General features: G+C 59.6%; 19 protein-coding genes, 1 tRNA gene and 1 pseudogene. 3 read left to right on the forward strand and 18 right to left on the reverse strand.

What is annotated here, in order from left to right; genetic code table 11:
• Positions 1 to 69: 69 nt before the first annotated feature.
• A pseudogene (locus GCT19_RS45075) lies at positions 70 to 586 on the forward strand (transposase); the annotation flags it as partial.
• Positions 587 to 628: 42 nt separating this feature from the next.
• Here the strand turns inward: GCT19_RS45075 and GCT19_RS06665 are convergent.
• Together GCT19_RS06665 and GCT19_RS06670 are read right to left on the reverse strand one after the other, a co-directional pair.
• Positions 629 to 1,621 (reverse strand): AraC family transcriptional regulator, encoded by a 993-nt coding sequence (locus GCT19_RS06665; protein ID WP_152851433.1) that lies wholly within the window; start codon positions 1,619 to 1,621, stop codon positions 629 to 631.
• Between the two features lie 124 nt (positions 1,622 to 1,745).
• Positions 1,746 to 2,645, reverse strand: a complete 900-nt coding sequence (locus tag GCT19_RS06670; protein WP_152851434.1) for an AMP-binding protein — start codon at positions 2,643 to 2,645, stop codon at positions 1,746 to 1,748.
• 468 nt (positions 2,646 to 3,113) lie between these two features.
• Here GCT19_RS06670 and GCT19_RS06675 point away from each other — a divergent pair, with 468 nt between their 5' ends.
• On the forward strand, positions 3,114 to 3,923 hold the full coding sequence (locus GCT19_RS06675; RefSeq protein ID WP_018434424.1) for a class II aldolase/adducin family protein: 810 nt from the start codon (positions 3,114 to 3,116) through the stop codon (positions 3,921 to 3,923).
• 98 nt (positions 3,924 to 4,021) lie between these two features.
• On the forward strand, positions 4,022 to 5,326 hold the full coding sequence (locus tag GCT19_RS06680; RefSeq protein ID WP_152851435.1) for an MFS transporter: 1,305 nt from the start codon (positions 4,022 to 4,024) through the stop codon (positions 5,324 to 5,326).
• A 9-nt stretch (positions 5,327 to 5,335) separates the two neighbouring features.
• On the opposite strand, the gene GCT19_RS06685 is transcribed toward GCT19_RS06680, so the two are convergent.
• From GCT19_RS06685 to GCT19_RS06760, 16 genes are all read right to left on the reverse strand, one after another.
• Positions 5,336 to 6,247 carry a LysR family transcriptional regulator gene (locus tag GCT19_RS06685; protein WP_026228486.1) on the reverse strand — a complete coding sequence of 304 codons (912 nt, stop codon included), beginning with the start codon at positions 6,245 to 6,247 and terminating at the stop codon, positions 5,336 to 5,338.
• A 271-nt stretch (positions 6,248 to 6,518) separates the two neighbouring features.
• A complete protein-coding gene (locus GCT19_RS06690; RefSeq protein ID WP_227717656.1) occupies positions 6,519 to 8,483 on the reverse strand; it encodes a sigma-54-dependent Fis family transcriptional regulator in 1,965 nt (654 codons plus the stop codon).
• Between the two features lie 472 nt (positions 8,484 to 8,955).
• Positions 8,956 to 9,162: a hypothetical protein gene (locus GCT19_RS06695; RefSeq protein WP_018434420.1), complete on the reverse strand. Its 207-nt coding sequence runs from the start codon at positions 9,160 to 9,162 to the stop codon at positions 8,956 to 8,958.
• A gap of 102 nt (positions 9,163 to 9,264) precedes the next feature.
• Entirely contained in the window at positions 9,265 to 10,902 is a 1,638-nt protein-coding gene (gene groEL, locus GCT19_RS06700; RefSeq protein ID WP_018434419.1) for a molecular chaperone GroEL, read from the reverse strand.
• Between the two features lie 43 nt (positions 10,903 to 10,945).
• Positions 10,946 to 11,827, reverse strand: coding sequence for an iron-sulfur cluster assembly protein (locus GCT19_RS06705; protein WP_018434418.1), 882 nt, complete (start codon positions 11,825 to 11,827; stop codon positions 10,946 to 10,948).
• On the reverse strand, positions 11,824 to 12,849 hold the full coding sequence (locus GCT19_RS06710; RefSeq protein WP_152851436.1) for an amidohydrolase family protein: 1,026 nt from the start codon (positions 12,847 to 12,849) through the stop codon (positions 11,824 to 11,826). The genes GCT19_RS06705 and GCT19_RS06710 overlap by 4 nt, the downstream gene beginning before the upstream one ends.
• Before the next feature lie 81 nt (positions 12,850 to 12,930).
• Entirely contained in the window at positions 12,931 to 13,284 is a 354-nt protein-coding gene (locus tag GCT19_RS06715; protein ID WP_152851437.1) for an MmoB/DmpM family protein, read from the reverse strand.
• 42 nt (positions 13,285 to 13,326) lie between these two features.
• Positions 13,327 to 14,409 (reverse strand): aromatic/alkene monooxygenase hydroxylase subunit beta, encoded by a 1,083-nt coding sequence (locus GCT19_RS06720; protein ID WP_152851438.1) that lies wholly within the window; start codon positions 14,407 to 14,409, stop codon positions 13,327 to 13,329.
• A gap of 60 nt (positions 14,410 to 14,469) precedes the next feature.
• Positions 14,470 to 15,522: an NADH:ubiquinone reductase (Na(+)-transporting) subunit F gene (locus GCT19_RS06725; RefSeq protein WP_152851439.1), complete on the reverse strand. Its 1,053-nt coding sequence runs from the start codon at positions 15,520 to 15,522 to the stop codon at positions 14,470 to 14,472.
• A gap of 88 nt (positions 15,523 to 15,610) precedes the next feature.
• On the reverse strand, positions 15,611 to 17,281 hold the full coding sequence (locus GCT19_RS06730) for an aromatic/alkene/methane monooxygenase hydroxylase/oxygenase subunit alpha (RefSeq protein ID WP_026228484.1): 1,671 nt from the start codon (positions 17,279 to 17,281) through the stop codon (positions 15,611 to 15,613).
• Between the two features lie 408 nt (positions 17,282 to 17,689).
• Positions 17,690 to 17,893, reverse strand: a complete 204-nt coding sequence (locus tag GCT19_RS06735; RefSeq protein WP_018434412.1) for a hypothetical protein — start codon at positions 17,891 to 17,893, stop codon at positions 17,690 to 17,692.
• A 43-nt stretch (positions 17,894 to 17,936) separates the two neighbouring features.
• On the reverse strand, positions 17,937 to 19,034 hold the full coding sequence (locus GCT19_RS06740) for a WD40 repeat domain-containing protein (protein ID WP_152851440.1): 1,098 nt from the start codon (positions 19,032 to 19,034) through the stop codon (positions 17,937 to 17,939).
• Complete coding sequence (locus tag GCT19_RS06745) at positions 19,031 to 20,053, reverse strand: CobW family GTP-binding protein (protein ID WP_152851441.1); 1,023 nt, start codon at positions 20,051 to 20,053, stop codon at positions 19,031 to 19,033. The genes GCT19_RS06740 and GCT19_RS06745 overlap by 4 nt, the downstream gene beginning before the upstream one ends.
• Entirely contained in the window at positions 20,050 to 20,367 is a 318-nt protein-coding gene (locus tag GCT19_RS06750; RefSeq protein ID WP_321576771.1) for a hypothetical protein, read from the reverse strand. The genes GCT19_RS06745 and GCT19_RS06750 overlap by 4 nt, the downstream gene beginning before the upstream one ends.
• Before the next feature lie 38 nt (positions 20,368 to 20,405).
• The gene (locus GCT19_RS06755) at positions 20,406 to 21,449 is read right to left on the reverse strand and encodes an NAD(P)-dependent alcohol dehydrogenase (RefSeq protein WP_184250163.1); all 1,044 of its coding nucleotides are present in this window, start codon (positions 21,447 to 21,449) and stop codon (positions 20,406 to 20,408) included.
• 350 nt (positions 21,450 to 21,799) lie between these two features.
• A tRNA-Gln gene (locus GCT19_RS06760) sits at positions 21,800 to 21,877 on the reverse strand.
• Positions 21,878 to 21,910 lie beyond the last annotated feature (33 nt).

Below are 21,910 nucleotides of genomic sequence, written 5' to 3' on the forward strand. Positions count from 1 at the left end.
GTCGCCTCTCGAGCCATGGATGCGTAGGGACCTCGATGGAACAGTAACGGCCCGCATCAGCACGGCACGACGGATGTATCGGATGAAGAGTGGTGATCGCCGCTTCACACCTGATCTTGATGAGCAGGGGCGGACCGCAGCACCGCTATGAATTGCGCGAGATGTTCAACGCGCTGCGCCGAATCGTGTGCGCGCGTGCACCGTGGCGTTTTGCTGCCCAACGACGTTGCATCGGGGGAGATGGTTTACCAGCGAATACGACGCTGGATATAGGCGGATTGTTTGGAGGCCATCGTGAAGATAGGAGTGCGCGCGGGTCTCGGCGAGGTGGCGCGTCAGGTTCCGCGGGAAAGGCCCTGCAAAGTGCCGTCCGCCGAGCACGGCGATACTGGCGAGGAGCCTGCGCAGACGGCACCCGACGAAGGGATCGAGCTTCAGGTAATCAAGCTGCCGGAGGCGAAAAAAGAGGTCCGTTTGCCGCCGCGCCGTCGGGTGGTCGAGCGCAGCTTCGGTTGGCTCAATCGCTTCCGCCGATTTGCCAAAGACTACGAGTGGTCCCGAACCACTGGCTCGCCTGCCCTTCGTCTTTATTCGCGTGCGCTTCACAACCCTCAACGGAGGGCTTTTCTCATCGTGCGAGAGTCTCGCTCGGACTCTCACCAAATCGGCGCTTATAATCGGTTGCAAAATGCCCTAAGTGGGCAAATCCCCACTGATGGGCCACCGAGGTTACGGTTACCTGGCCCGCATTACAGGATAGCAATTGCTCCCTGACTCGCTGAAGTCGAACCTCCTTCAGAAATATCATGGGTGAGCTATTGCGATACTTCCTGAATCCCGTGTACAACGAACTCGTGCTAACGCCCACGTGCTCTGCAATATCGGATACTGCAATCGGCTTGTGGGCGTTCTCTTCAATGAAGGCTTCGGCTCGGCGAACAAACGCCGGGGCCACCATGCGCTCGTCGCCGATGCGTCCTTCCGATAAATTGCTATGCTGGCTCGCGAGCAATAGAGAAACCATCATTTGCTCTATCTGAGCATCTATCAACGGAGAGTTAGGAATGTTCTCACCGCCCAGATAATCTATCAACCATGAAACCGTGCGTGCCCATCTTTGCCCTACGGCAGTATCAAGCGGCATCGCCGTGTCGAATTCAACCTGTTTCGGCCCGCGGTGGCCCAGATATTGCGCGGCTTGACGCTCCAACAAATCACGCTCGATTCGCAGAATCAGCTTTTCAGTGTTCTCCCCATGCACAAGCTGGATCTGTTGACCCGCGTTGAGAACGGAACCGACACTCGATGACGTGTAAGTCACCTCGGAACCTCGCACGATGCACTCACTGCCGCACAGAGGGATCTGAATCAGGTAAAAACCATCGAATTGACTTGGATTAATCGTAATTTCGCCGCCATAACTCATGAAACCCACGCCCAGGCCGCCTATCTTTCGATAGTACATTTGGGCATTGATTTCATCTTTCCGCTGCAAACTGATAATCTCATTGTCGCAAAAAACGCGTTGCCCCCAGAGTCGTGCCTGTTCTATGTCTCGTGTGTGGAAATCTTCGAAGTTGGGAAGCAGTAAGCCACTCCTCTTATTGCCGGGCATATCCATATAACCTCTCTCATCTTCCCGGAATTTTCCAAATAATACCGACATAGTGTCAATACGTACTTGTCCCAACTGGTTCCCTACATTCTCCGCGGAGTGCAGGGAATCCTCTTACTTTTACGAACGACTAAGACTGAGATTGCGAAATAGCAGCCGCAGAACCAATCTGTTGCCGGTGCGCGAATTTTTGAATTTTTCCCGTGGACGTTTTAGGCAATTCGCAGAATTTAACAGCCTTCGGCACGTTCAAACCGGCCAGGACCGGCTTGCAGTGGGCAGTAATATCGGATTCCGATGCTTGTTGACCGGGCCTGAGCTCCACAAAGGCGCAGGGAACTTCGCCCCATTTCGCGTCCGGTTGTGCAACAACTGCCACCACTGCCACTGCTGTGTGACTATGGATCGCGTCTTCAACCTCAATACTGGAAATATTCTCGCCGCCAGAAATGATAATGTCCTTCGACCGGTCTTTGGGTTTTACATATCCATCAGGGAACGGAAGCAGGTGTTCGAAATTCGAGTCACCACTGGCAATGAAGTCTTCATATTCGATATCATTTGGCATTGCGCCGTGATCAATGTCCGACTCGAAATCCTGAACACAGATAATTTTTATTTCCGGGAAACACTCCCGAACCCGATCAGCTATTGCCGCGAATTCGGTATCTACGATTAAAACTTTCGCCTCACCGTGCTCGATCATGTATAGGATCGAGGCTTCCAGGCGCGTATTGAGAGCATTCAAAACTGCGCCCGCCATAGGAACGCCGAAGTGGATCTCAACCATGGCCGGGATATTTGGCAGCATCACTGCCACCGTGTCGCCGCGTTTGATACCCAACGAGGCCAGGGCGCTAGCCAGCCCAACACAACGCTCGAATGTCTCACCCCAAGTACGATTTACTCGCCCGTAGACGACAGCCGGGAGCCCTCCATAGACCTCGGATGCGCGGACCAGGAAATCGATAGGGCTCAGCGCCACATGGTTGGCGTCCCGGCGCTGCAACCCTCTTTCGTAGATGCTCATCCTGTCTCCTCGGAATTGATTTCTCTCCTGGCCGCCCGGACGGCCAGGAGGATAAACCTCCTTCAAGGGGTCGGGTTTGTTGATGGCAGGGTACCGTTCGAGGGCTCAGTGGCGCTATCCGATGCGTGCATTGACTATCCGAAAACCGCAGCATTTTCGGTCCAATGGCAACAGAAAGGCTGCGCAGCGAAATTGAGGCTGCCAGCGCGATTCTGCGATCCGGGAGTAATCGTCCTTTTCGCTGAAAAACTGGCGGCCTGTCTTATTTTCACCTTTAAAATCAATGCCATGCACGTTCCCCGAATCTCCGGGCCTGATCTCTTTCGAGCAAGTTCTCGCGCTTTCACGCGCCCGCTGTTCACGTGCACGCCGTGTCCTGCCGGCATAAATCCTATTCCTGGTGACCTCTGAATCGCCCATAAATCCGCTTCTATACTGGGGCTTCATATTTCATGAGGAGACGCGCCGATGTTGATGGACGCCAAGGACTCGATTTATAGCCCGACGCAAGAGGGTCTGATTTTCCCGCGAGAACCGACATTTTCCAGTTCCGCCGAGGAGCGCCGCTATCGCAAGGAACACCTGGCGGCCGCGTGCCGGATCTTCGCCCGGCACGGGTTCAGTTTTGGCTTCGGCGGACATCTCACGGTCCGCGACCCCGAGCATCCGGAACTCTTCTGGACCAATCCAATGTGCGTGCCATGGTCGCGCACGAAGACCTCGCAACTCGTGCTCGTCGATCACTCAGGTACCGTGATCGAAGGCAAATATGCGGTAAATCGCGCAGGCTATGTGCTGCATTCTGCGATTCATGCCGAGAATCCGGACGTCATCGGTTCGTGCCACGCGCATACCGCCAACGGCGATGCATGGGCCGCGATGGGCAAACCGCTCGATTACGTGACGCAGGACGCCTGCATGTTCTACGGCAGTCATACGGTCGTGCGAGACGGGGCGGGCAAGGTGCCAGTGGCGAACGAATCGGGCAATCCGATCGCGCGCGCGTTCAACGATCACAAGGCGATCATTCACCAGAATCACGGCCTGCTGACTGCCAGCCGCCACAGCATCGATGACGCCGTATGGACTTTCATCGCGCTGGATCACTGCTGCAAGATGCAGTTACTCATGGACGCGACCGAATCTCGCCCCGTACCGATCGACCCGGGATTTGCAGAGTACTCGCACGAGCACCTCGGCAATTCGTTCATCAGTTGGCTGCACTTCCAGACCATGCTATACGAGATCAACGAGGAGGAGCCCGACTACCTCGACTGAGCCTGTCGCGTTCCCCCAGGACAACGGCGGCGTGCCGCGTTGGACAGAATGCATGCCGCCCCGAAAGCGCTAAAAAAATTTCCACATTGGAGACATGCATGGAAGCGCTATATGGCGACGATACCGTCAAGCAGACTGACGCAAGCCGAACCTATTACCGAGCCTATTGGAGGCTGTTGCCACTACTGTTGATTTGCTACCTCGTCGCTTATCTGGACCGTGTCAACGTCGGCTTCGCGAAGCTGGAGATGCTCGATGCCCTGCACTTCGATGACGCGATCTACGGGCTTGGTGCCGGTATTTTTTTTGCCGGATATTTCTTTTTCGAGGTACCGAGCAATCTGATCATGCGCAAGGTCGGCGCGCGCAAGTGGATCGCGCGCATCATGCTGACGTGGGGTGTGATCTCCGCGGCGACGGTGCTGGTCAAAACGCCAACGATGTTCTATATCGCGCGGTTTCTGCTCGGCGCGGCCGAAGCCGGTTTTGCGCCGGCGATCATGTATCTTCTCACGCTATGGTTTCCCGCGCGCTATCGCGGACGCGCGATGTCCATCTATGTCATGGGCGCGCCACTGGCGTTTGTCGTCGGCGGCCCGATATCGGGGTACATCCTGCACGCGGCCGCCGGCAGTAAGATGCTCGCCCCGTGGCAATGGCTGTTTCTGATCGAGGCGATTCCGGCGGTTGTGCTCGCCTTCATCGTTCTGGCCTTTCTCGATGACGATCCCGCCAGATCGCGCTGGATCACCGAGGAGGAGCGACATCTCGTGCTCGCCGAAGTCCGAGCGGAGAACGCGAGCAAAATCGATCATTCGAGCGTTAGGGCGTTTCTCGGCAACCGCAAGCTGTGGGAGTTCTGCGGAATCTTCTTCTGCCTGATCATGGGTCTGTACGCGCTCGGCTTCTGGATGCCGTCGCTGATCAAACGCAGCGGTGTGATCGATCCATTGTCGATCGGGCTCTATTCCGCGATACCGAACATATTTGCTGCTTTGGCGCTCTATTTGTCGAACCGCAGCGCTGACCGCACTGGCGCGCGACGCGTGCATTTCGCGTTGTTCATGGTTATCGGGGCCGCGGGACTTGCGACAAGCATGTGGCTTTCGGCCGGTCCGATCGTAACGGTGCTATTTCTGTCGGTTGCGGCGGCAGGTGTCTATTCCTGCATTGCCCTCTTCTGGGCGTTGCCGACGAGTATGTTCGTCGGTGCGTCGGTGGCGGCGGCGCTCGCCTTCATCAATTCAGTGGGCAATATTGCGGGCTTCGTATCGCCATATCTGGTCGGCATGCTCAACGTGATGCTCGGCCGCGCCGATGTGGGCATGTATGTCATCTCGGCCTTTCTGATTCTCGGGGCGGCGGCGGCCATGCGCTTGCCGAAATCTCTCGACGACCGCTAAGGCGGATGCTCAGGCGGCCCAAGGCGGCCGCTTGAGCTTTTCCGCCACATAGTCGATGAACGCCCGCACGCGCGGGTGCAGTGACGAATCGCGCGGATATAGCGCATAGATCGCGGTATCGTCACTCGGCTGAAAATCCGTCAACAACGGCACGAGCATGTTGCTGCGAATCGAAGGCAGCACCATATGTTCCGCCATGCGTGTGATACCGACGCCCGCGAGGCACATGTAGACGGAACTCACGCCGCTGCTCGTCTGGAAGTTGCCGTTGATGAGCATTGACGTGCGTTCACCGTCGATCACGAAAGGCCAATGGTTCAGATGATCCATCGGGGGCTCCCACATCAGGCAGTTGTGCCCCGCAAGATCGGCGGGCACGGTGGGCATGCCATGCCTTGCGATATAGGAAGGCGAAGCGGTCACCACACGTTGCAAATGGGACAGCTTGCGGCTCACGAGATTCGAGTCTTGCAGGCTACCCATCCGGATTGCTACATCGAAGCCCTCTCCAATCAGATCCGCGAGCGTGTCAGACAGGGATAGGCGCACGCGCAGTCTGGGGTATCGCTCGAGGAAACCGGGAATAAGCGGCACGATCTGATCCATGCCAAACGACGTCGCAACCGTTACGCGGATGGCGCCAGACATATGCTGGCCCGCGCGTGAGAGCTGGGCTTCAGCGGCGTCGATGTCGTCGAGGATGCGCTTGCACGATGCGAGATATTCATGACCTTCCTGCGTAAGCTGAAGGCGGCGCGTCGAGCGTCTTAGCAGCGATACGCCAAGGCGTTTCTCGAGACTCGATATGGCTCGGCTGACGTAAGGCTGCTGAAGTTGAAGCGCGAGGGCAGCATGGGTGAAGCCACCCGTCTCCGCGACGGCTTTGAAAATTCTCATCTCGACGAGACGTTCGTCCTTCATGTAGTCGGTGCGATGCAATGCGGGGAGAAGGCTGGGATCATAGCCAGCTATGTCGTTGCGTTCTACCAGGGGGTTGCACGGATACGGCTTTTCACTCATTGGCCGACACGGTCGCGCGAGATCCCGCGAGGCGTCGCGCGCGGGCCGTGGGCCGCGTTGACCCGGAATGGACGTGACGGGACTGAAAACGGCACTGGCGTCTTGCCATAACACCAGCGTCCCTGCTGCTCTCGTTATCGTTGTACTGGTCGAGCAGCCCATGCAGGGTTCGTCATTCCCTTGCCGCTGGCTTGACCATCCCCTCCAGCCGATAAAACTCGATCTTGCGATAGAGCGTGCTTCGCGAAACACCAAGGGCGCGTGCGGCCTGCGCAAGGTTGCCGTGCGTGTTGTGCACGGCGCGTGCAATGGCCAAACGTTCCGTCGCCTCCAGACTTGCGTCCTCGTCGCGCAGCGTAGGAATGGCCTCGGACACCGAGATGTCATCGAGCAACTCGGCAGGCAAATCGTCGAGCGACACAGCAGTTTGGCTGGACGTCAAAAGCATATTCTCGATTACGTTGCGCAGTTCCCTAACATTGCCGGGCCACGAATAGGCACGCAGCACCGCCATGATCTCCGCGCTCAGTTGTCGTTCGGGGACACCGTGGTGCAAAGCGAGCTTGCGGTTGAAGTGCTCGACTAGCAGATCGATATCAATGTCCCGCTCGCGCAGCGGCGGAATGCGTATGCGCGTAACACTGATCCGGTAATACAGATCGCGGCGGAAGCGACCGGATTCGACCTCTTCGCGCAGATTGCGGTTGGTCATCGCCAGCAGACGCACGTCGACGCGGCGTGGCTGCGTGTCGCCCAGCCGGTAGATGACGCCCTCTTCCAGCACACGTAACAACACGGGCTGAAGGTCGAGCGGCATCTCGCCGATCTCGTCGAGACACAGCGTCCCACCGTGAGCCAGCTCGAATCGGCCCGCACGCCCTTCCGTTGTCGCGCCAGTAAAAGCGCCACGCACGTGACCGAACAGCTCGCTGGCAATCAGCTCTTTCGACGCCGCCCCGCAGTTATAAGCGACGAATGGGCCGCCTCCGCCCTCTTCACCATGAATCGCGCGCGCGAACAGTTCCTTGCCAACCCCCGTCTCACCCTCGATCAGCACCGGTACTCGCCTTCTGGCAAGCTGACGCCCGCGATTGACTGCGGCCAGCATCGACGCACTTTGTCCCTGGATTTGCGCGAAGCAATTACGCTGCGGATCAGCCTCTCCGTTGCGCTCCGCGACTCGCACAGTGACGAGACGGGTTCTTGCGGGCACGACTAGCATCGCCCCAATCGTGTTGCCGTCAACGACGACAGGGTTGAACCATTCGGCGCTCAATCCCGCGGGTAAATGTTGCACCCAGTCCTCGACCGCAGAGGTCTCGCTCATCCCCGGGAACCGCTCGCCGATGCCGACCGGCAAGCTGACTCTGCCCGTGGTATGCACGAGCCGGCCACTGCGGTCGATAGCAACCATCCCGGTCACATCCGACGAAGACACGCGATGCAGGCAGAAGGCCAACAGACGCATATGCTCGCGAGCGGCCTGCTCGGCAAGCACCATTTCGATCTGCCGCGCGGCGGTCAACGCCAACGTGAGGTTATTGATCTGATAGGTGGAAGGCGGTCCGGATATATCGAGTACACCGATCACCGCGCCAGTGCCCGGCTCGCAGATCGGCGCTGCCGCGCAACTCCACGATTTGATGCCTTCGCAGAAATGCTCCGATGCATGGATATAAGTCGGCTCACGGGTTGCTAGCGCGGTGCCTATACCATTGGTGCCGGCCCTGCCCTCGCCCCAGTCGCCGCCTATCGTCAGGTGGATTTTTTCCCCGGCCGCCTGCGTGCGCAAATCGCCCGCCGCTTTAAGGATGACGCCGTCCTGATTCGTGAGCAGCAGGATTGAATGTGAGTCAGCGAAAAGGTCGGCCGTAACCGCGAACAAACGGTCAGCAGCTGCCAGCAAGTCGCGATGCCGCCACAGCAGCGCCGCGACTCCGTCGCCGTGTACCGCAATCGGCGCTGAGACCGCGGTCGGACTAACGCCGGACTGCAAGCTGCGTTGCCATGAGTCGATGAGCGCCGGCGGCGCAGAGGTCGACGGCTCGCCGGCCAGAAAACGCTCCCACGCGAGCATCGTGCGCCGGTCGGAATGGCGGAGGTTAGCGCGCTGCGCATTCGCCACGATGCCACGCATTGTGGCCTGATCGCCTAGACCCAACATGCTGCCAAGCTGATGTCTCCTCGCCACACTTTCCTCCAGGGCGATGGGTCAAACGCGGAACCAGGCTCTGCAACTGGCTTCGTCTTGACTAGCTAGAATGTTATGGTTGGATATATCGTGCGGACTTCGATTTTTCGAACGCAACAGCTAACGCGGCCCTAGTATATGCCTCGATTTTCAACGAGTCTTTTGGGGGAAACACGGTTCACACATCGGATCGCCTCCGATTACCGGCCTCGTTTGTTAATCCTTTAGCCAGCTAGTTGTCGGTTAAACGATAAGACCGCCAGCGTAGAGAACGTGGCGATCACCGTCATTGCTACGCAATCCGCGTAGCAGCCCCGAATGCAGGAACGACGTGCGAGGGACGCAATCAACCATCCGTGCTCTGCCCTTTCCTCCCGCAATTCGCAGGAGTGGCCGCTCGGGGAGGCACGGATAGCAATCACGCTATTGTTTTCATGATCGCGCCGGCGACGCCGTGCAAAAACGGAGCGATCGCTGCCCTCGCATCGTTCATCAAAATGGACATCCCCCATAGCGTGATGCTCCAGCCGAGTGCAATCTTGAGCAGGCGCTTCGAAGGTATCGCGCCAAGATGCCGGACTGTCATCGCGATCGCGTCGAAATGGCGACCCGTTTCTGTAGCCATCGTTCGTCTCCTTCAGCCCCCAGCGGCCCGGGTCGTACCCGGCGGCGGCCTTGCTGTGCGGGTCTCCGTGGCTCCGGAGACCCGCTATGTCAGTCTGATGGGTTATGGCCGGCCAAGTCGTTCGGCGCCAGCGCCCAGCGCCGGCCCGGCGGTCGGATCGATCGTCTCTGGCTTCCTGGCGATCAGCGTCTGCGTGGTGAGAATCAGCCCTGCTACCGAGGCCGCGTTGCGTACCGCGCTGTAACTGACCTTCACCGGATCGATGATGCCTGCTTCAGCGAGGTCGACGAAGGCGCCGCGACGTGCGTCCAGACCCATACCGGGTTTTGCCCGCACCGCTTCGCTTACGATGGCCGTGCCGTCGAGGCCGCAATTCGTCGCGATGTGAAAGAGCGGCTTCGCCAAGGCAGCCTGTAGCAGCCGTGCGCCTTGCTGCACGCTGCCATGGCTGCGTGCAATAACGCCCTCCAGTTCGGACGAGACCCGCAACAAGGCCATGCCACCACCCGGCACAACGCCTTCGGCAATCGCCGCGCGCGCCGCGTGAATCGCATCGTCGATCAGATGCAGCCGACGCTTCTGTTCGACCGGCGTTGCGCCACCCGCGAGAATCAGCGCGGTGCCGCCCGACAGTTTTGCAAGGCGTAGCTGAAACTTGTCGCGCTCGACGTTTTCCGGTGCCATTTCGTACTGGCGCGCCACTTGCTGACGGCGCGCCGCCACCGCCGCCGGATCGCCACCGCCAGCCGTGATGATGGTCTGGTTCGAGGAGACGCGTACCTGGCGCGCGCTTCCGAGGTCGCTCAATGCGGTGGCTTCCAGCTTCCCGCCCAGGTCGCGGGCAACGACCTTGCCACCTGTAACAATCGCGATGTCCTCGAGCATTGCCTTGCGCCAGTGTCCGTACTCCGGCGGATGAATCGCCGCCACGGGCATGCCGCCGTTGCCGCGCCATGCGAGCAGGGTCATCACGCAAGCTGGCGCTACCTCTTCAGCAATAATCAGCAGCGGCCGTTTGCTCTGAGTCGCGAGCGCCTGAAGCGCCGCGACTTCTTCCTGCGACTGCAGCCGCTGGTCGGTCATCAGAATGAGGGGGTTGTCCAGCACAACCTGCATTCTTTCGACGTCCGTCACCATGTGGTGGGACAGGTAGCCGCGATCGAAAGCCATCCCGTCCACCACTTCCAGACGGGTTTCGACGGTAGTGCCGTATTCGACATCAACAATCCCGTCGGCGCCCACCCGCTCCAATGCTTCAGCCACCAGCTTGCCGGTGAACTCGTCGTTGGCTGCCACCACCGCCACGGCTCGGACTTCTTCACTGCTGCGCAGCGGCGTCGCAATGCGTTTGAGCGCGTCGATTGCCTCGTTGACGGCCAGGTCCAGACCTTGCACCAGTTCAACGGGATTGGCGCCCTGCGCGAGGCAGGCGAGACCGTCCTGCACCAATGCGTCGGCAAGAACGGTCGCGGTGGTCGTACCGTCGCCGGCGACCTCGTTGGTCTGCCTCGACACTTCGCGCACGACTTGCGCGCCGATATTCTCGAAGGGATCTTCGAGTTCGATCTCACTGGCGATGCTGACCCCGTCGCGTGAGATGATCGGCGAGCCGATTGGCCGGTCGATGATTGCGTTCATTCCGCGAGGGCCGAGCGTGCCTCGCACCGCCTTTGCGAGTTTGGCGATGCCTCGACCTAGCGCCATGCGCGCGTCGTCGTCATGCAGCATGATATTCGGCATGATCCTGTCTCTCCTGATCCGGTTAACTTCGATCGCTGTTTTTTTACTCTGCCGCTCCGGACGCCTGTCGTGCTGGCGAGAACGTTCCTGCTGGCTTCGAACCGTCAATGCGGACGAAATGGACCGGTTTTATCTCGACCGCCGGCGCGGGGGCGCAGCTTTCGCCATAGCGCGCAGCCAGCAGACCGCGGCACAGTGCGCCGTTGAATTCCGCATTGACGCCGACCCTTCGCAAAGCACGCAGGTAGGCACCCAGTTCGTCTGCGTTCAGCGGACCACCTTCAGAGTCGACAAAAGCCGGTTCATCTCCCTGCGCTGCTTCGTCGGGACAGTGCCCCACTACGAAACGCCGCTCGCGATATCGCGTTACGAGGCGCCGGGTCTTTCCATCGTCCGCGCTCGCGAGCGCCAACGCCGAAAGCTGCGCCAGGCTCAGTTGCACTAGCATCGCCGGCTCACTGCCCTGTTTCAGCAGCCAGCTCAAAAGCGCTTCCTGTCGCCGCTGAAACGCCTTGACGAGAAATATGCGCCGCACGTCCTCCACCTCGCCATTGGCGTCGCTGCCAAAGGTCTGCTGGAACGTCCGTCCAGCGGCTACGCCTCGATTGATCTCGGTGGCATACATATGCTCGTCGAGCGTGATCACGAAGTTGGTCACCCACGGCAAGCCCACTATCGCCCGGCGCATGTCGTCCGCCATCAGGTAGGCGAAGTTGGCCGCACACCAGTAGGTCGGCAAGCGGAAGCCGATCGATACGCAGCCGCCATCGACCTCCACTGCGGTTACGAATCCCAGCTCGGTCACCGACTCATCGAGTTCAGGGTCAGCAACCGCTTCGAGTCGGGACCAGACCTCGGCGACCCGGCTCGAAGCGCCCTTCGACACGATTGCGGCCGGCGCCTCGCCCGCGTGCGGCGTGCTCATGCGCCAACCGCTGCCGGTTGCTGGACGACCTCCAGCAATCCCTTTTGCGCCTCGATATCGATGCCATACAAGCGCGCAGCGTTGAGCCCCAGGATCTTTTTCTTGGCCGTCAACGACAACTGCACACCGGTTTCCTTGCTAACCGACTCGGGCAATTCGAAGGCCATGAACTTTTCGATCAGCCATTTCGGCGACCAGATGCCATAGTCACTGCCGTAAAGGATCTTGTCCTCGCCGATCCAGAACAGCAGCTCGGAGATCACATGCGCGAAATACTCAGGCCGCAAATGGATGAACGGCAGCACCACGGCAAGACCTCCGTAGACGTTCGTCTCCTGGGTCGCGATCCAGCAGAAATCGTCGAGCCGCGGCAAACCACAGTGCTCGACAATGAAATTGAGGTTCTGAAAGCTGGTCGCGGCGTCGTCGATATCGGCCACGTCGAACGCGTCGCGATTCAGCGGCAGAATCGTCGGCCCCTTGTGGACATGGATGTTCTTGATCCCCAGCTTCTCGCAGCGCTCGAAATAGCGTTGCACACTGGGGTCCGACAGCTTGTAGCCCTTGCTGTCGCCACGCCATTCCGCCGTGTAAAGCTTGACGCCCTGAATCTTGTAGAGAGACGCAAGCTCCTCGAGGCGATCGAGTCCTGCCTCCCCATCGCGTGGATCGAACGCGCCGTTGACGATAAAGCGGTTCGGATACTTTTTCTTCAACACGTAGTTGGCCTCAGTCGTGTTGAAGCCATTCTTGTAGAAGTCCGTCAGATAGGTTGGCTGACAGATCGCCATGTCGTCGTAACCGTTGACGAACAGGTCGTTATACATTGCTTCTTCCCCGTACTTGTCGAACTTCTCTTTGGGCCACAAATACTCCTTGGGGCTCAGATTCGAGTGGTACGCGTAGAAGCAGTCAATGAATTGCTGGCCGTGCACGTTTTTAACGTTGGCCTTGCTGCCGTCCCATAGATGAACATGTCCGTCGATGATGAAGATTTCTTCACCGTCCGTGGTTCGATACATGGCATTCGTCTCCTTGATTGTGGGAGCGGCCCGTCGCCGTAGCGGGAAACCGGCCGCCTGTCTGGCTGGCGGTGTGTCCGCTCACTCGTAAGCCATCGCATCGTCCATATTGCCGAACAGTATGACTGTCTCGTCGTCGATCATCACCATTCGCCCATAGTGGGTGGAGGTGGAGATCTCGAACAGATGCGGCGTCATTTCGCGTCCTAGCACTTCGCTGATTTCCCCCATCTTGAACTCGATCTTGCCCTGCCCGTCGATGCGGATCATCGCCGGCAGATACGTCACCGTGATGCCCGGCTTGGCGGACATCAGTTCGGCAATCGCCCGGGCCTCGACGCTGTCGTTCATCGTCACGCCACATTGATGCGAGATCGTCTGTTCGAAGCGGACGTCCTTCATCGACTTGAAAATATTGTCGGTATGCACTGACATTGCTTACTCCTCCGCGGTTGGTTCGAATGGTTCGAGTAGCGCTCAGGCGCGGATCGACGAAGGAAAGTGAACGCCAATTTCTCTGGCGATCATTTCTGCCCGCTCTATCGCGCTGTTCAGACAGTCGTTGAACTGGGCGGTCTTCACATGCGGAATCGACCAGATCGGCTGCAGCTGCTTTGCTGCGTCCAGGGCCAGCGCGCCGTGCTTCTCGAGCCATTCGGCGAACAGCTTGCGATTGGCTTCGCCGTGCTGCGGGTCGTTCGCGAGCATATGGAACAGTTCGACCGCATTGGCCAGATTGCGCTCGTAGTCGCCTTCGGCCGCCGACACGACGGTCGGTGTCAGAAAATCGTTTTGCGCGGCCGCGACTTGCATGACGAATCCGCTGCGAAACAGATCCGCGACAAGCGGCTCGAATACGATGTTCACGGCAAAGTACTTCTCGAGAAAATCGGTGGCCCCGCCGATGGTCTCCACTGCCCGGCGCGTGTCTTGCCAGATTGGGTCGGTGAGCCAGTGCTGCTTGCCGGCATCGAGGTCGAGATTGGGCAGATCCAGTGCGATCTCGCCGAGGTAAAGCGTCAGGTCCTGAGCAAAGCGCAGCTTGTACGACGAGTTCGTCAGAATGGCGCTATTGATCATCTGCGTATAGCCGTAACGCTGCGCATGCATGGTGGCGGTGCCAAGACCGAACTCCGCATGCTTGTAGGCGCTCAGATGCGCTTCCAGCACCTTGATCCACGTCCTGTCGAAGCGCTTCACCGCCCCTGAGCGCCGCGCGTTCTGAATCGCGCCGGTGATCATGCCGATGATGGTCGACTGACGCTGGTAATGCGTGCGCTCCCACTCTTCGTCGACGGCGCGGAACTTGTGCCAGTCCGAGCTTTTGGCCGCCGTCCAGGTTTGCGAATACGTCGGAGTGCCGTCAGCGAATGACAGTATCCAGTCTTGCAGAAGATATCGATTCGGATCGGGCTGAACGTCCACCGTCATGTCTTCGTAGTGGCTCGCCTTGCGTCCCTTCGGCTCGAAGTAGTTGTACTTGCGGCTGTCCCAGCCTGCGAACTGGGCTGCGCCGGCCGCTCCCGACTTCACCGGCGACTGCTCTGCCAACGTACTCATGTCAATCCTCCTTCGTGTTTCGGTTATGGACACTTCAAACGGGCGTCGTGTCAGATTCGATTAGCGAACTGCCTGCGTAAACTTGTCGAAATAAAGTCGCTCGGGTGCAACACCGGCCATTTGAAGAACCGGCATTACCGCCTCGATCATCGGAGTCGGACCGCATGCGTAAGCGTCGATCTCGCCAGCGAGCCCTCCTTCGCGCAAGGTGCGGCCGACCACCTCGTGGATAAAACCTGTTTCGCCCGTCCAGCCGTCGTCCGGTTCGGCATTCGAGAGCGCCGGGATAAAGCGGAAATCCGGCAACGTCTGCTCGAGATCCGCGAATTCGTCGAGATAGAACAGATCGCGCCGACTGCGCGCGCCGTAGAAAAAACGGATCGGGCGTTCTTCCCCGCTTTGCACGTGATCGTTGAGAATCGACCACAGTGGCGACATCCCCGAGCCTCCGCCCACGAGCACCATCGGTCCGGGCTGGTCCTCGCGCCGGAAGCAGGTCCCGTACGGCCCCTTCGCGACCAGCCTGTCGCCTGGCTTCAGCCCCCCGTCCAATTGCGACGAGAACGCCCCGTTTGGATATTTCTTGATGATGAACTGCAGCGTCGATTGGCCGTCAGGCGTATTCGCCATCGAGAACGATCGCGTGATGCTCGTGCCTGGAATCGTCAGGTCCACATACTGTCCGGCCCAAAAGCGCAACGGCCTCGACAACTTCACTTCCAGCAGCCTGATGTCGTGCGTGAGCGCGGTGATCTTCGTGAGCGTCGCGTCATATTCGCTTACCGCGATCGAGCGGCGCATCAGGTCTTCGTCGTAATTCAGCAGTTCGACGGTCAGATCGCTGTAGGCGAGCGTCCGGCACAGCAGGATATGGCCGGATTCGCGTTCGTAGTCGGGCAATGCGAACGTCGAATAGTTCTTGAGTTCGACATCACCCTCGACCAGCAGCGACTTGCAACTGCTGCACTGCCCCTCCTTGCATCCATGCATCACCGCGATGCCCTGACGAAACGCGGCATCGAGCACGGTCTCGCCTTCTGCCACCGACATCTGCACACCGACCGGCTCGAAGTAAACGGTATGGAATATCTTGTCGTCGCCTGTGTCCGCCATTTAGTGCCTCGCCTCGCGCTTGTCGCTCGTCCTTTGCTCATGACCCAGTCCGGCGGCGCACTACGCGCCGCCGGACCAGACGCCTTGCTCAATTCACCGGATTGATCTTGAAGCCGGCGCGATACTCGGCAATGTGCTTCTCGCGCTGTTCCGGTGTCATGCCCCGTAGCAACACCAGCGGGCTTTGGATCGTGTAGCCGCGCACATGATCGAGCGTCCACATCTGCCTGTCGTCGAAGCGTAGATGCGGCTGCGGCACGAGCGTCTTGCCGTCGCTGCGCACAAAGCCAAGATCCTTGATGCAATCGGCCAGATCCCAGCCGTGGTAGCACTCTTCCCATTGACGGCGCCCGCTGAAGCGACCCATTGCCGGAGTCGGCCTGCCTTCGTATTCGTCCGCGAACGCGACCTTATGCGTCCAGCGGCACAACTCCGAGCAATATGTGTACAGTTGGCCGTCAACTTCGTCGACCACGAAGTCTTCGCGAATCAGGCAGGGCACGAGACAACTCCAGCAACGGTGCGGATACACGTAGCCGTTTTCCTGATCGAACAGCATGTTGGTTTCGCCCGGCACGCTCTTCTTCGCGTACCACTTCCAGTAGTCGCCGAATTCGGCGTACCAGCCGGGGTACTTGTGCTCGAACCATTCGAAGTCTTTCTCGGTCTGCGCTTCGATACGCCAGAAGTTGACGGGCCAGCCGACCGAGAAGAACTGCGCGACCTTGTGGACATAGTTCTGCTTGACGATGCGATCCCAGGCGGCGGCGACGTCGTCGTGATGAATCTTGATGCCGTACTTCTCCAGCGGCAGCATGTAGGTGCGGTAGTAATCCTCGTAGATCCAACGGTGCCACAGCTCGGCGTACGATTCCTTGTTCTTGTCGCGATTCGTCGTGCCGTACTCGATGAAGGTGCCGATAGCGGCATCGACAATCGCGTGGTTCTGCCAGAACGCATAGCGCAGGTCGCGCTCGAGCAGCAGATGGTTGTCCGGATCGTTGATGATCGACATCACCAGCGAGTGACCATTGCCGATATGCCGGCTCTCATCCGACTGCACTGACAGAAACACCGTCGGCAACGCATAGTCGCCGTTACGCGCGGCTTCTGATGGCATCGCGACGAATAGCGTATTCGTGAACGCCGTCTCGGCCACCACCTGCAGGAACACGTTAGCGGCAGTAACCGCATCACCGGTGAGGAACCCTTCCGCGAACTGACGGCCGATCGTCGTGGCGTAGCACTTGCCAAACGCGGCTTCAGTGATATCGAATCCGGCCGGATCGATGTAGTTTTCCATGTACCACTTCTTCAGGTTCATCTGAATCGTGGAGTGCCGGAACTCGTCGACCATCTGCATCGTAAAGCCGGTGCGCAGTTCTTCGCCCGGTGCGAGCCGCCCAAGCATCGCCATCGAACGCGCCGCCGAAATCTCGGGGAACGGAATGATCGCAAGGAACAGCTTCATCCATTCCACCCAGCGGGGCTCGACGTTGCGGAACATGTCACCGCGCAATGCTGCGTCGAGTGCACCGTATACGCGGTTATCCTTTTCCTCCTGCATCGGGAAATAAGAGCGCAGCACCTGTTTCATCGGGTCGCGAGGCGCCTTGCTGATCTTGTAGTCCGTCGGGAAGGTCATGGCCTCCTGGACGTAACTCGGAGTCCAGCCTAGATCGGCGACGCGGCGTGCCGCTTCGCCAATACTGATCCCGCGCTGGGACGTGATCTTGTTGAGCGTTAATCCATCAGACATTGAGCTCTCCTAGTTCCATTTCGGTAACTGTCGGAATGCGACGCTTCGGGCGGGGCCGGCTAGCGCCAGGACCAGTCAACAACACGGGCGGGCCGTCTCGTTGCCAAGCGAAAAGCTCGGGAGATGGAATCGAAGAACAGGTCTGCCGGACCCGTCTTCACGATCGTGTCTCCTGCTGTTTTTCGATTTGCGCTTCTTGACGTCAACGCTCTCGGATTGACCTGCGCTTATAGAGCGATATGCGTGCCAGAAGTATTTCTTTGCTCTACATCAAAGCCTGGTAACGCGCCGAGGCTTCCGCTAAAAAATCTCGCAGTGCGCCATGTTTTGTTCTGCGACAACCTCGCTTCCCGATGCTGTCCGATATTGGGACGTTTGGAGCCGGACGTCGGGTTCTCGATCTACCTTCTACCGGGCAATGCTGCCGTGGCTTTCAGCCGTAACAATCACGCTCTTGTCAGCATCGCCGGGACCTTTTCCTTCAGCGACAAAACGTGCAGTGAGAATGAGCGCTCCCAGCGCGAAATCCTTGCCATACGCTTCGATCATCTCGTCTGCCACGGCTCCAAGGCGCTCGAAAAACTGCTCTTTTGAAGGATGTGCGTCGTTCATGGTTATCTCGGTCTGGATATGTGGGGGACACGGCACGGCGCGTTCACCTGCGGCGTCCGAAGCGGAACAGTTCGTCCGGCAAAAACACCAGCGCCAGTTCGCCAGCCTCGGTTCCCAGCGCGAGCCGCCGACCGTCCGGCGACCAGGCCAGCGCGCTGACCGCACTGTTGCCAGATCCCTTGACGAACAGCATGTCGCTACTGCCTGGCTGACACAGCAACACTACGCCGCTGTAATAACCGACCGCGATCAGCGGATGAATCGGATGACAGACCACCACGCTCACCGGCGTTTTGCCCGCGATGCCGCTTTCATGCGGCCCGGCATCTGCACCGGGCGGATCGAAACGCCAGCACACCGCACGCATGCCGCCGCTCGTGGCAAGAAAGCGGCCGTCGGCGGAAAACGATAACGAGCGAGGCTGCCCGAGGTAGCCACCCATTTCGATGTCGGCGCCGTCAGCCAGCCGCCAGCCATGCAGCGCGTTCTCCTCCATGCCGCTCACGAGATAGCGGCCGTCAGGGCTCCACGCCACGTTACGGTGAAAGCCCCGCCACGCGAGTTCACGCTCGCGGAGCGTGTCGGCCGCCCAAACCGTGACGCCACCGTGATGCGAGATCGCCAACTGCGTACCGGACGGATCGAAAGCCATGGACGTTGCTGAACCGGACAGCATCAGGCAGGCAGGTTTCGGCCCCAGCCAATGGACCCTGCGGCCACACGCATAGGATCGGCCACCCACCGGGCTCGCGGCCACGCGATCGATCCATGCGCCGACCTCATGCGCGACGAGTGCGCTCGTGCCATCGAGACGCAGATGGACGAGACGGCCGTCGTCGCCACCGCTGAGGAAGCCGCCCGCGGGATCAGCGGCAAGCGCCAGGCAGGTGCCCTCGTGCACGCTGAAGCGTGCGAGCGGGGCCGGTGGCGCTTGCGCTTGCACGAACTCGACGCCGCCACCGCTCTCGCGTGGTTTGAGTCGAGGGCCGCCCTCCCAGACACCCGTAGCGAGCGCAAGCGTGCCGTCGCCGAGTGCGAACCCAGCGCATTGCCCCGAGTCGTCCCATACGACTTCGACGACGGACGCGTCGGTTTCCCAGCGCGCCCCGAGCAGATCGATCAGAACATGCGGCGCGTTCATGCGTCGATCTCGCAGTACCTGATGCTCTCGCGCAACTCGCGCCGGTCGAGATTGCGGCCGATAAACACCAGCCGGCTGTCACGCTGTTCGCCGTCTCGCCACGGCCGGTCGAAGTCGGTATCCATCGTCATATGCACGCCCTGAAACACGAAGCGCCGCTCCGATCCGGCGAGATCGACGATACCTTTCGCGCGCAGCAGGTCCTGGCCTTGTTCGACCACGAGTTGCTGCAGCCAGGAAAGGAAGCGCGTTCGTTCGAGCGGCCGCTCGACACGCAGCGAGACGCTATCTATACCGTGAGTGTGGTGACCTTGTTTGAAAGAGGCGCCGGCACGCAGCGGCACGTAGCGGTTAGTCCGCTCGCCGCGTGTCCCATTGCTGTCTTCCCCCTGCGATGCGGCAAGCTGCAAGCGCTTCAGATCGAACGCACCTCGATCGAGCAGCACGGCAAGCGGTATTTCACAGCGCACACTGGTCATCCGTTCGGCAGTCGGATTGATGCGCCGAATGGCGTCTTGAACCGCAACGAGATCGACCGCGTCGACGAGATCGGTCTTGTTGACCAGTACGATATCGGCCTGCGCGAGTTGCTCCGCCGCCTCACGGCTGTCCGCAATGCGCGCTTGCAGATGCGCGGCATCGGCCACGCAGATCACGCTGTCGAGTCGCGTGCGCTGCCGAATCTCATCATCGATAAAGAAGGTTTGCACCACCGGCGCGGGGTCGGCCAGACCGGACGTTTCGATCAGAATCCCGTCGAAACCATCTTTGCGCTTGACCAGAGCCGACACCACACGAATCAGATCGCCGCGCACCTTGCAGCAAACACAGCCATTGTTCAGTTCGATGACCTCGTCTTCCGCGCCGACGACGAGACCACCGTCAATGCCGATGGTGCCGAATTCGTTGACGATCACCGCATAGCGTCGGCCGTGCTGCTCGCGCAGAATCCGATTGAGCAGCGTGGTTTTGCCAGCGCCGAGAAAACCGGTGAGCACCGTAACCGGGGTCCGATTCATTGCCAGTCCCCTTGTGTGCCGGACGACGCTCGGCTGTCCAGTTGGGCCAGTTCGTTTTCAAGCCGGTCCCGAGCGGATTCGATTGCCCGCAACTCGCATTCGGCCTCGCCGAGGCGCTCGCGCAATTGCTCGATACAGGCCGCTCTTGCTGGCGAGACGCCATCGCGCTCTTCGCTGGCCAGTGCGCACGCCAGTTCGGTCTCCGCGCCCGCACGTCTGCTTTCTCCGCGCAAGTGGCGCGAATTGACTTCGGTCAATGCGATAACCAGGTGCATGCGCCTGAAAAGCGAGGCGGCGTCGCGCTCAAGAGTCACGGCAATCTCCCCACGCCAAGGTCGTTCTGTCGAGACGGTTACGGAATCAACACCGCGCGGCCCTTCACCTTTCCGTGATGCAGATCCTTGAGCGCCTGGTTCGCGTCGCTCAGACGGTACTCGCGTGTCGCCAGATGGACGAGGCCGCGGTCGGCGAGCGCCATCAGCTCGACGAGCTCGGGATAGGTGCCAACCAGATTGCCGACGATGGTCTTCTCGCTGGTGATCATGTCGATCGTCGGCAACTCGATCTTTCCGCCATAACCGACGATGTAGTAGAAGCCAGCGTTGCGCGTCATCGCGAGGCCCTTGGCGACCGCCTCGCCTTCGCCGACAAAATCGATGACCGCTTCCGCGCCGTTGCCACCCGTCAGTTCGAGCACGCTCTCGACTTCATTGCCGTCCCCCTTGACCGTATGGTGCGCGCCGCATTCCTTTGCGAGTTGCAGCGCAATGTCGGAGCGGTCAACCACGATGATTTCGGCCGCGCAAAGCGCGTTTAGAACCTGAATCCCGATATGCCCCAGACCGCCGGCGCCGATCACGACGACAAATTGTCCGGGCAGCAAATGGCGCGATGCTTTTTTCGCGGCTCGGTAGGCGGTCAAGCCAGCGTCGGTATACGGCGCGACGTCTTTCGGCGCCAGCGATTTCGGCAACTGGATCAGCGAACGTTCGCCAGTCGTCAGATATTGCGCGTAGCCACCGTTCGCGTTGATGCCGGGAAACTGGCTGTCTGTGGCGTGCATATCGTCACCGCGCCGGCAGGCGAGGCAATGTCCGCTCGTGACCAGCGGATGGCAGATGACCGGGTCGCCCACCTTGACGCTCTCCACACCGCGGCCCACCTCTTCGACCCAGCCGGCATTTTCATGGCCCATGATGTAGGGCAATGCCACATCGACCTTGCTGCGCCAGATGCCTTCCACGATGTGCAGATCGGTGCGGCACACGCCTGCACCGCCAATCCGGACGATGACATCGGTCGGCCGCACGATCTTCGGATCGTCGACATCTTCGTAGCGCACGAATTCTTCGCGAGTCAATGACTCGTCGTACTGATGCAGCACAGCAGCTTTCACTTTTTGTCTCCTCCGTTCATGTATGGCCAGGAAAATGCACGAAACATCGGACCGGTGTTTTTGCGCGCGGCGATACGACTAGGCAATGTCCATGCCAAAGGAGAAGAAAGTAACGGAGCGGTCCTCAGCGGGCGTTCAGGCAGGAAAGCGAGGGGGCAGCTGGAGCAGCGAAGTGTCGCAAAATCGGACGTTCACAGCGGATCGACGTTGGCGGGATGTCTGAAAATGGGACGCATCGAGTGTGAGGGGCTCGATTGCATTTGGGAGGACTGGTCGCTCAGAGAGCGAAGTGCGCGATGTCAGCTAGAAAGACTGACGCCTGGATAGATCCAAGGCTTGCGAGAGAGTGATGGCAGGGGAAGAAGGATTCGAACCTTCGAATGCCGGAATCAAAATCCGGTGCCTTAGGCCAGCTTGGCGACTCCCCTACGTAGGGGCGAGATCCTACCAGAGGATTCGAA

Source organism: Paraburkholderia atlantica (assembly GCF_009362785.1).
In the GTDB taxonomy this organism is placed as follows: domain Bacteria; phylum Pseudomonadota; class Gammaproteobacteria; order Burkholderiales; family Burkholderiaceae; genus Paraburkholderia; species Paraburkholderia atlantica.

Coding starts and splice junctions, on each gene's coding strand:
- GCT19_RS06705 (WP_018434418.1), bottom strand. CDS start 11,827: ATGAGCACGCCGCACGCGGGCGAGGCGCCGGCCGCAATCGTGTCGAAG.
- GCT19_RS06685 (WP_026228486.1), bottom strand. CDS start 6,247: ATGAAGGACGAACGTCTCGTCGAGATGAGAATTTTCAAAGCCGTCGCG.
- GCT19_RS06690 (WP_227717656.1), bottom strand. CDS start 8,483: ATGCGTGGCATCGTGGCGAATGCGCAGCGCGCTAACCTCCGCCATTCC.
- GCT19_RS06665 (WP_152851433.1), bottom strand. CDS start 1,621: ATGGATATGCCCGGCAATAAGAGGAGTGGCTTACTGCTTCCCAACTTC.
- GCT19_RS06670 (WP_152851434.1), bottom strand. CDS start 2,645: ATGAGCATCTACGAAAGAGGGTTGCAGCGCCGGGACGCCAACCATGTG.
- GCT19_RS06725 (WP_152851439.1), bottom strand. CDS start 15,522: ATGGCGGACACAGGCGACGACAAGATATTCCATACCGTTTACTTCGAG.
- groEL (WP_018434419.1), bottom strand. CDS start 10,902: ATGCCGAATATCATGCTGCATGACGACGACGCGCGCATGGCGCTAGGT.
- GCT19_RS06715 (WP_152851437.1), bottom strand. CDS start 13,284: ATGTCAGTGCATACCGACAATATTTTCAAGTCGATGAAGGACGTCCGC.
- GCT19_RS06735 (WP_018434412.1), bottom strand. CDS start 17,893: ATGAACGACGCACATCCTTCAAAAGAGCAGTTTTTCGAGCGCCTTGGA.
- GCT19_RS06740 (WP_152851440.1), bottom strand. CDS start 19,034: ATGAACGCGCCGCATGTTCTGATCGATCTGCTCGGGGCGCGCTGGGAA.
- GCT19_RS06710 (WP_152851436.1), bottom strand. CDS start 12,849: ATGTATCGAACCACGGACGGTGAAGAAATCTTCATCATCGACGGACAT.
- GCT19_RS06730 (WP_026228484.1), bottom strand. CDS start 17,281: ATGTCTGATGGATTAACGCTCAACAAGATCACGTCCCAGCGCGGGATC.
- GCT19_RS06720 (WP_152851438.1), bottom strand. CDS start 14,409: ATGAGTACGTTGGCAGAGCAGTCGCCGGTGAAGTCGGGAGCGGCCGGC.
- GCT19_RS06675 (WP_018434424.1), top strand. CDS start 3,114: ATGTTGATGGACGCCAAGGACTCGATTTATAGCCCGACGCAAGAGGGT.
- GCT19_RS06745 (WP_152851441.1), bottom strand. CDS start 20,053: ATGAATCGGACCCCGGTTACGGTGCTCACCGGTTTTCTCGGCGCTGGC.
- GCT19_RS06695 (WP_018434420.1), bottom strand. CDS start 9,162: ATGGCTACAGAAACGGGTCGCCATTTCGACGCGATCGCGATGACAGTC.
- GCT19_RS06680 (WP_152851435.1), top strand. CDS start 4,022: ATGGAAGCGCTATATGGCGACGATACCGTCAAGCAGACTGACGCAAGC.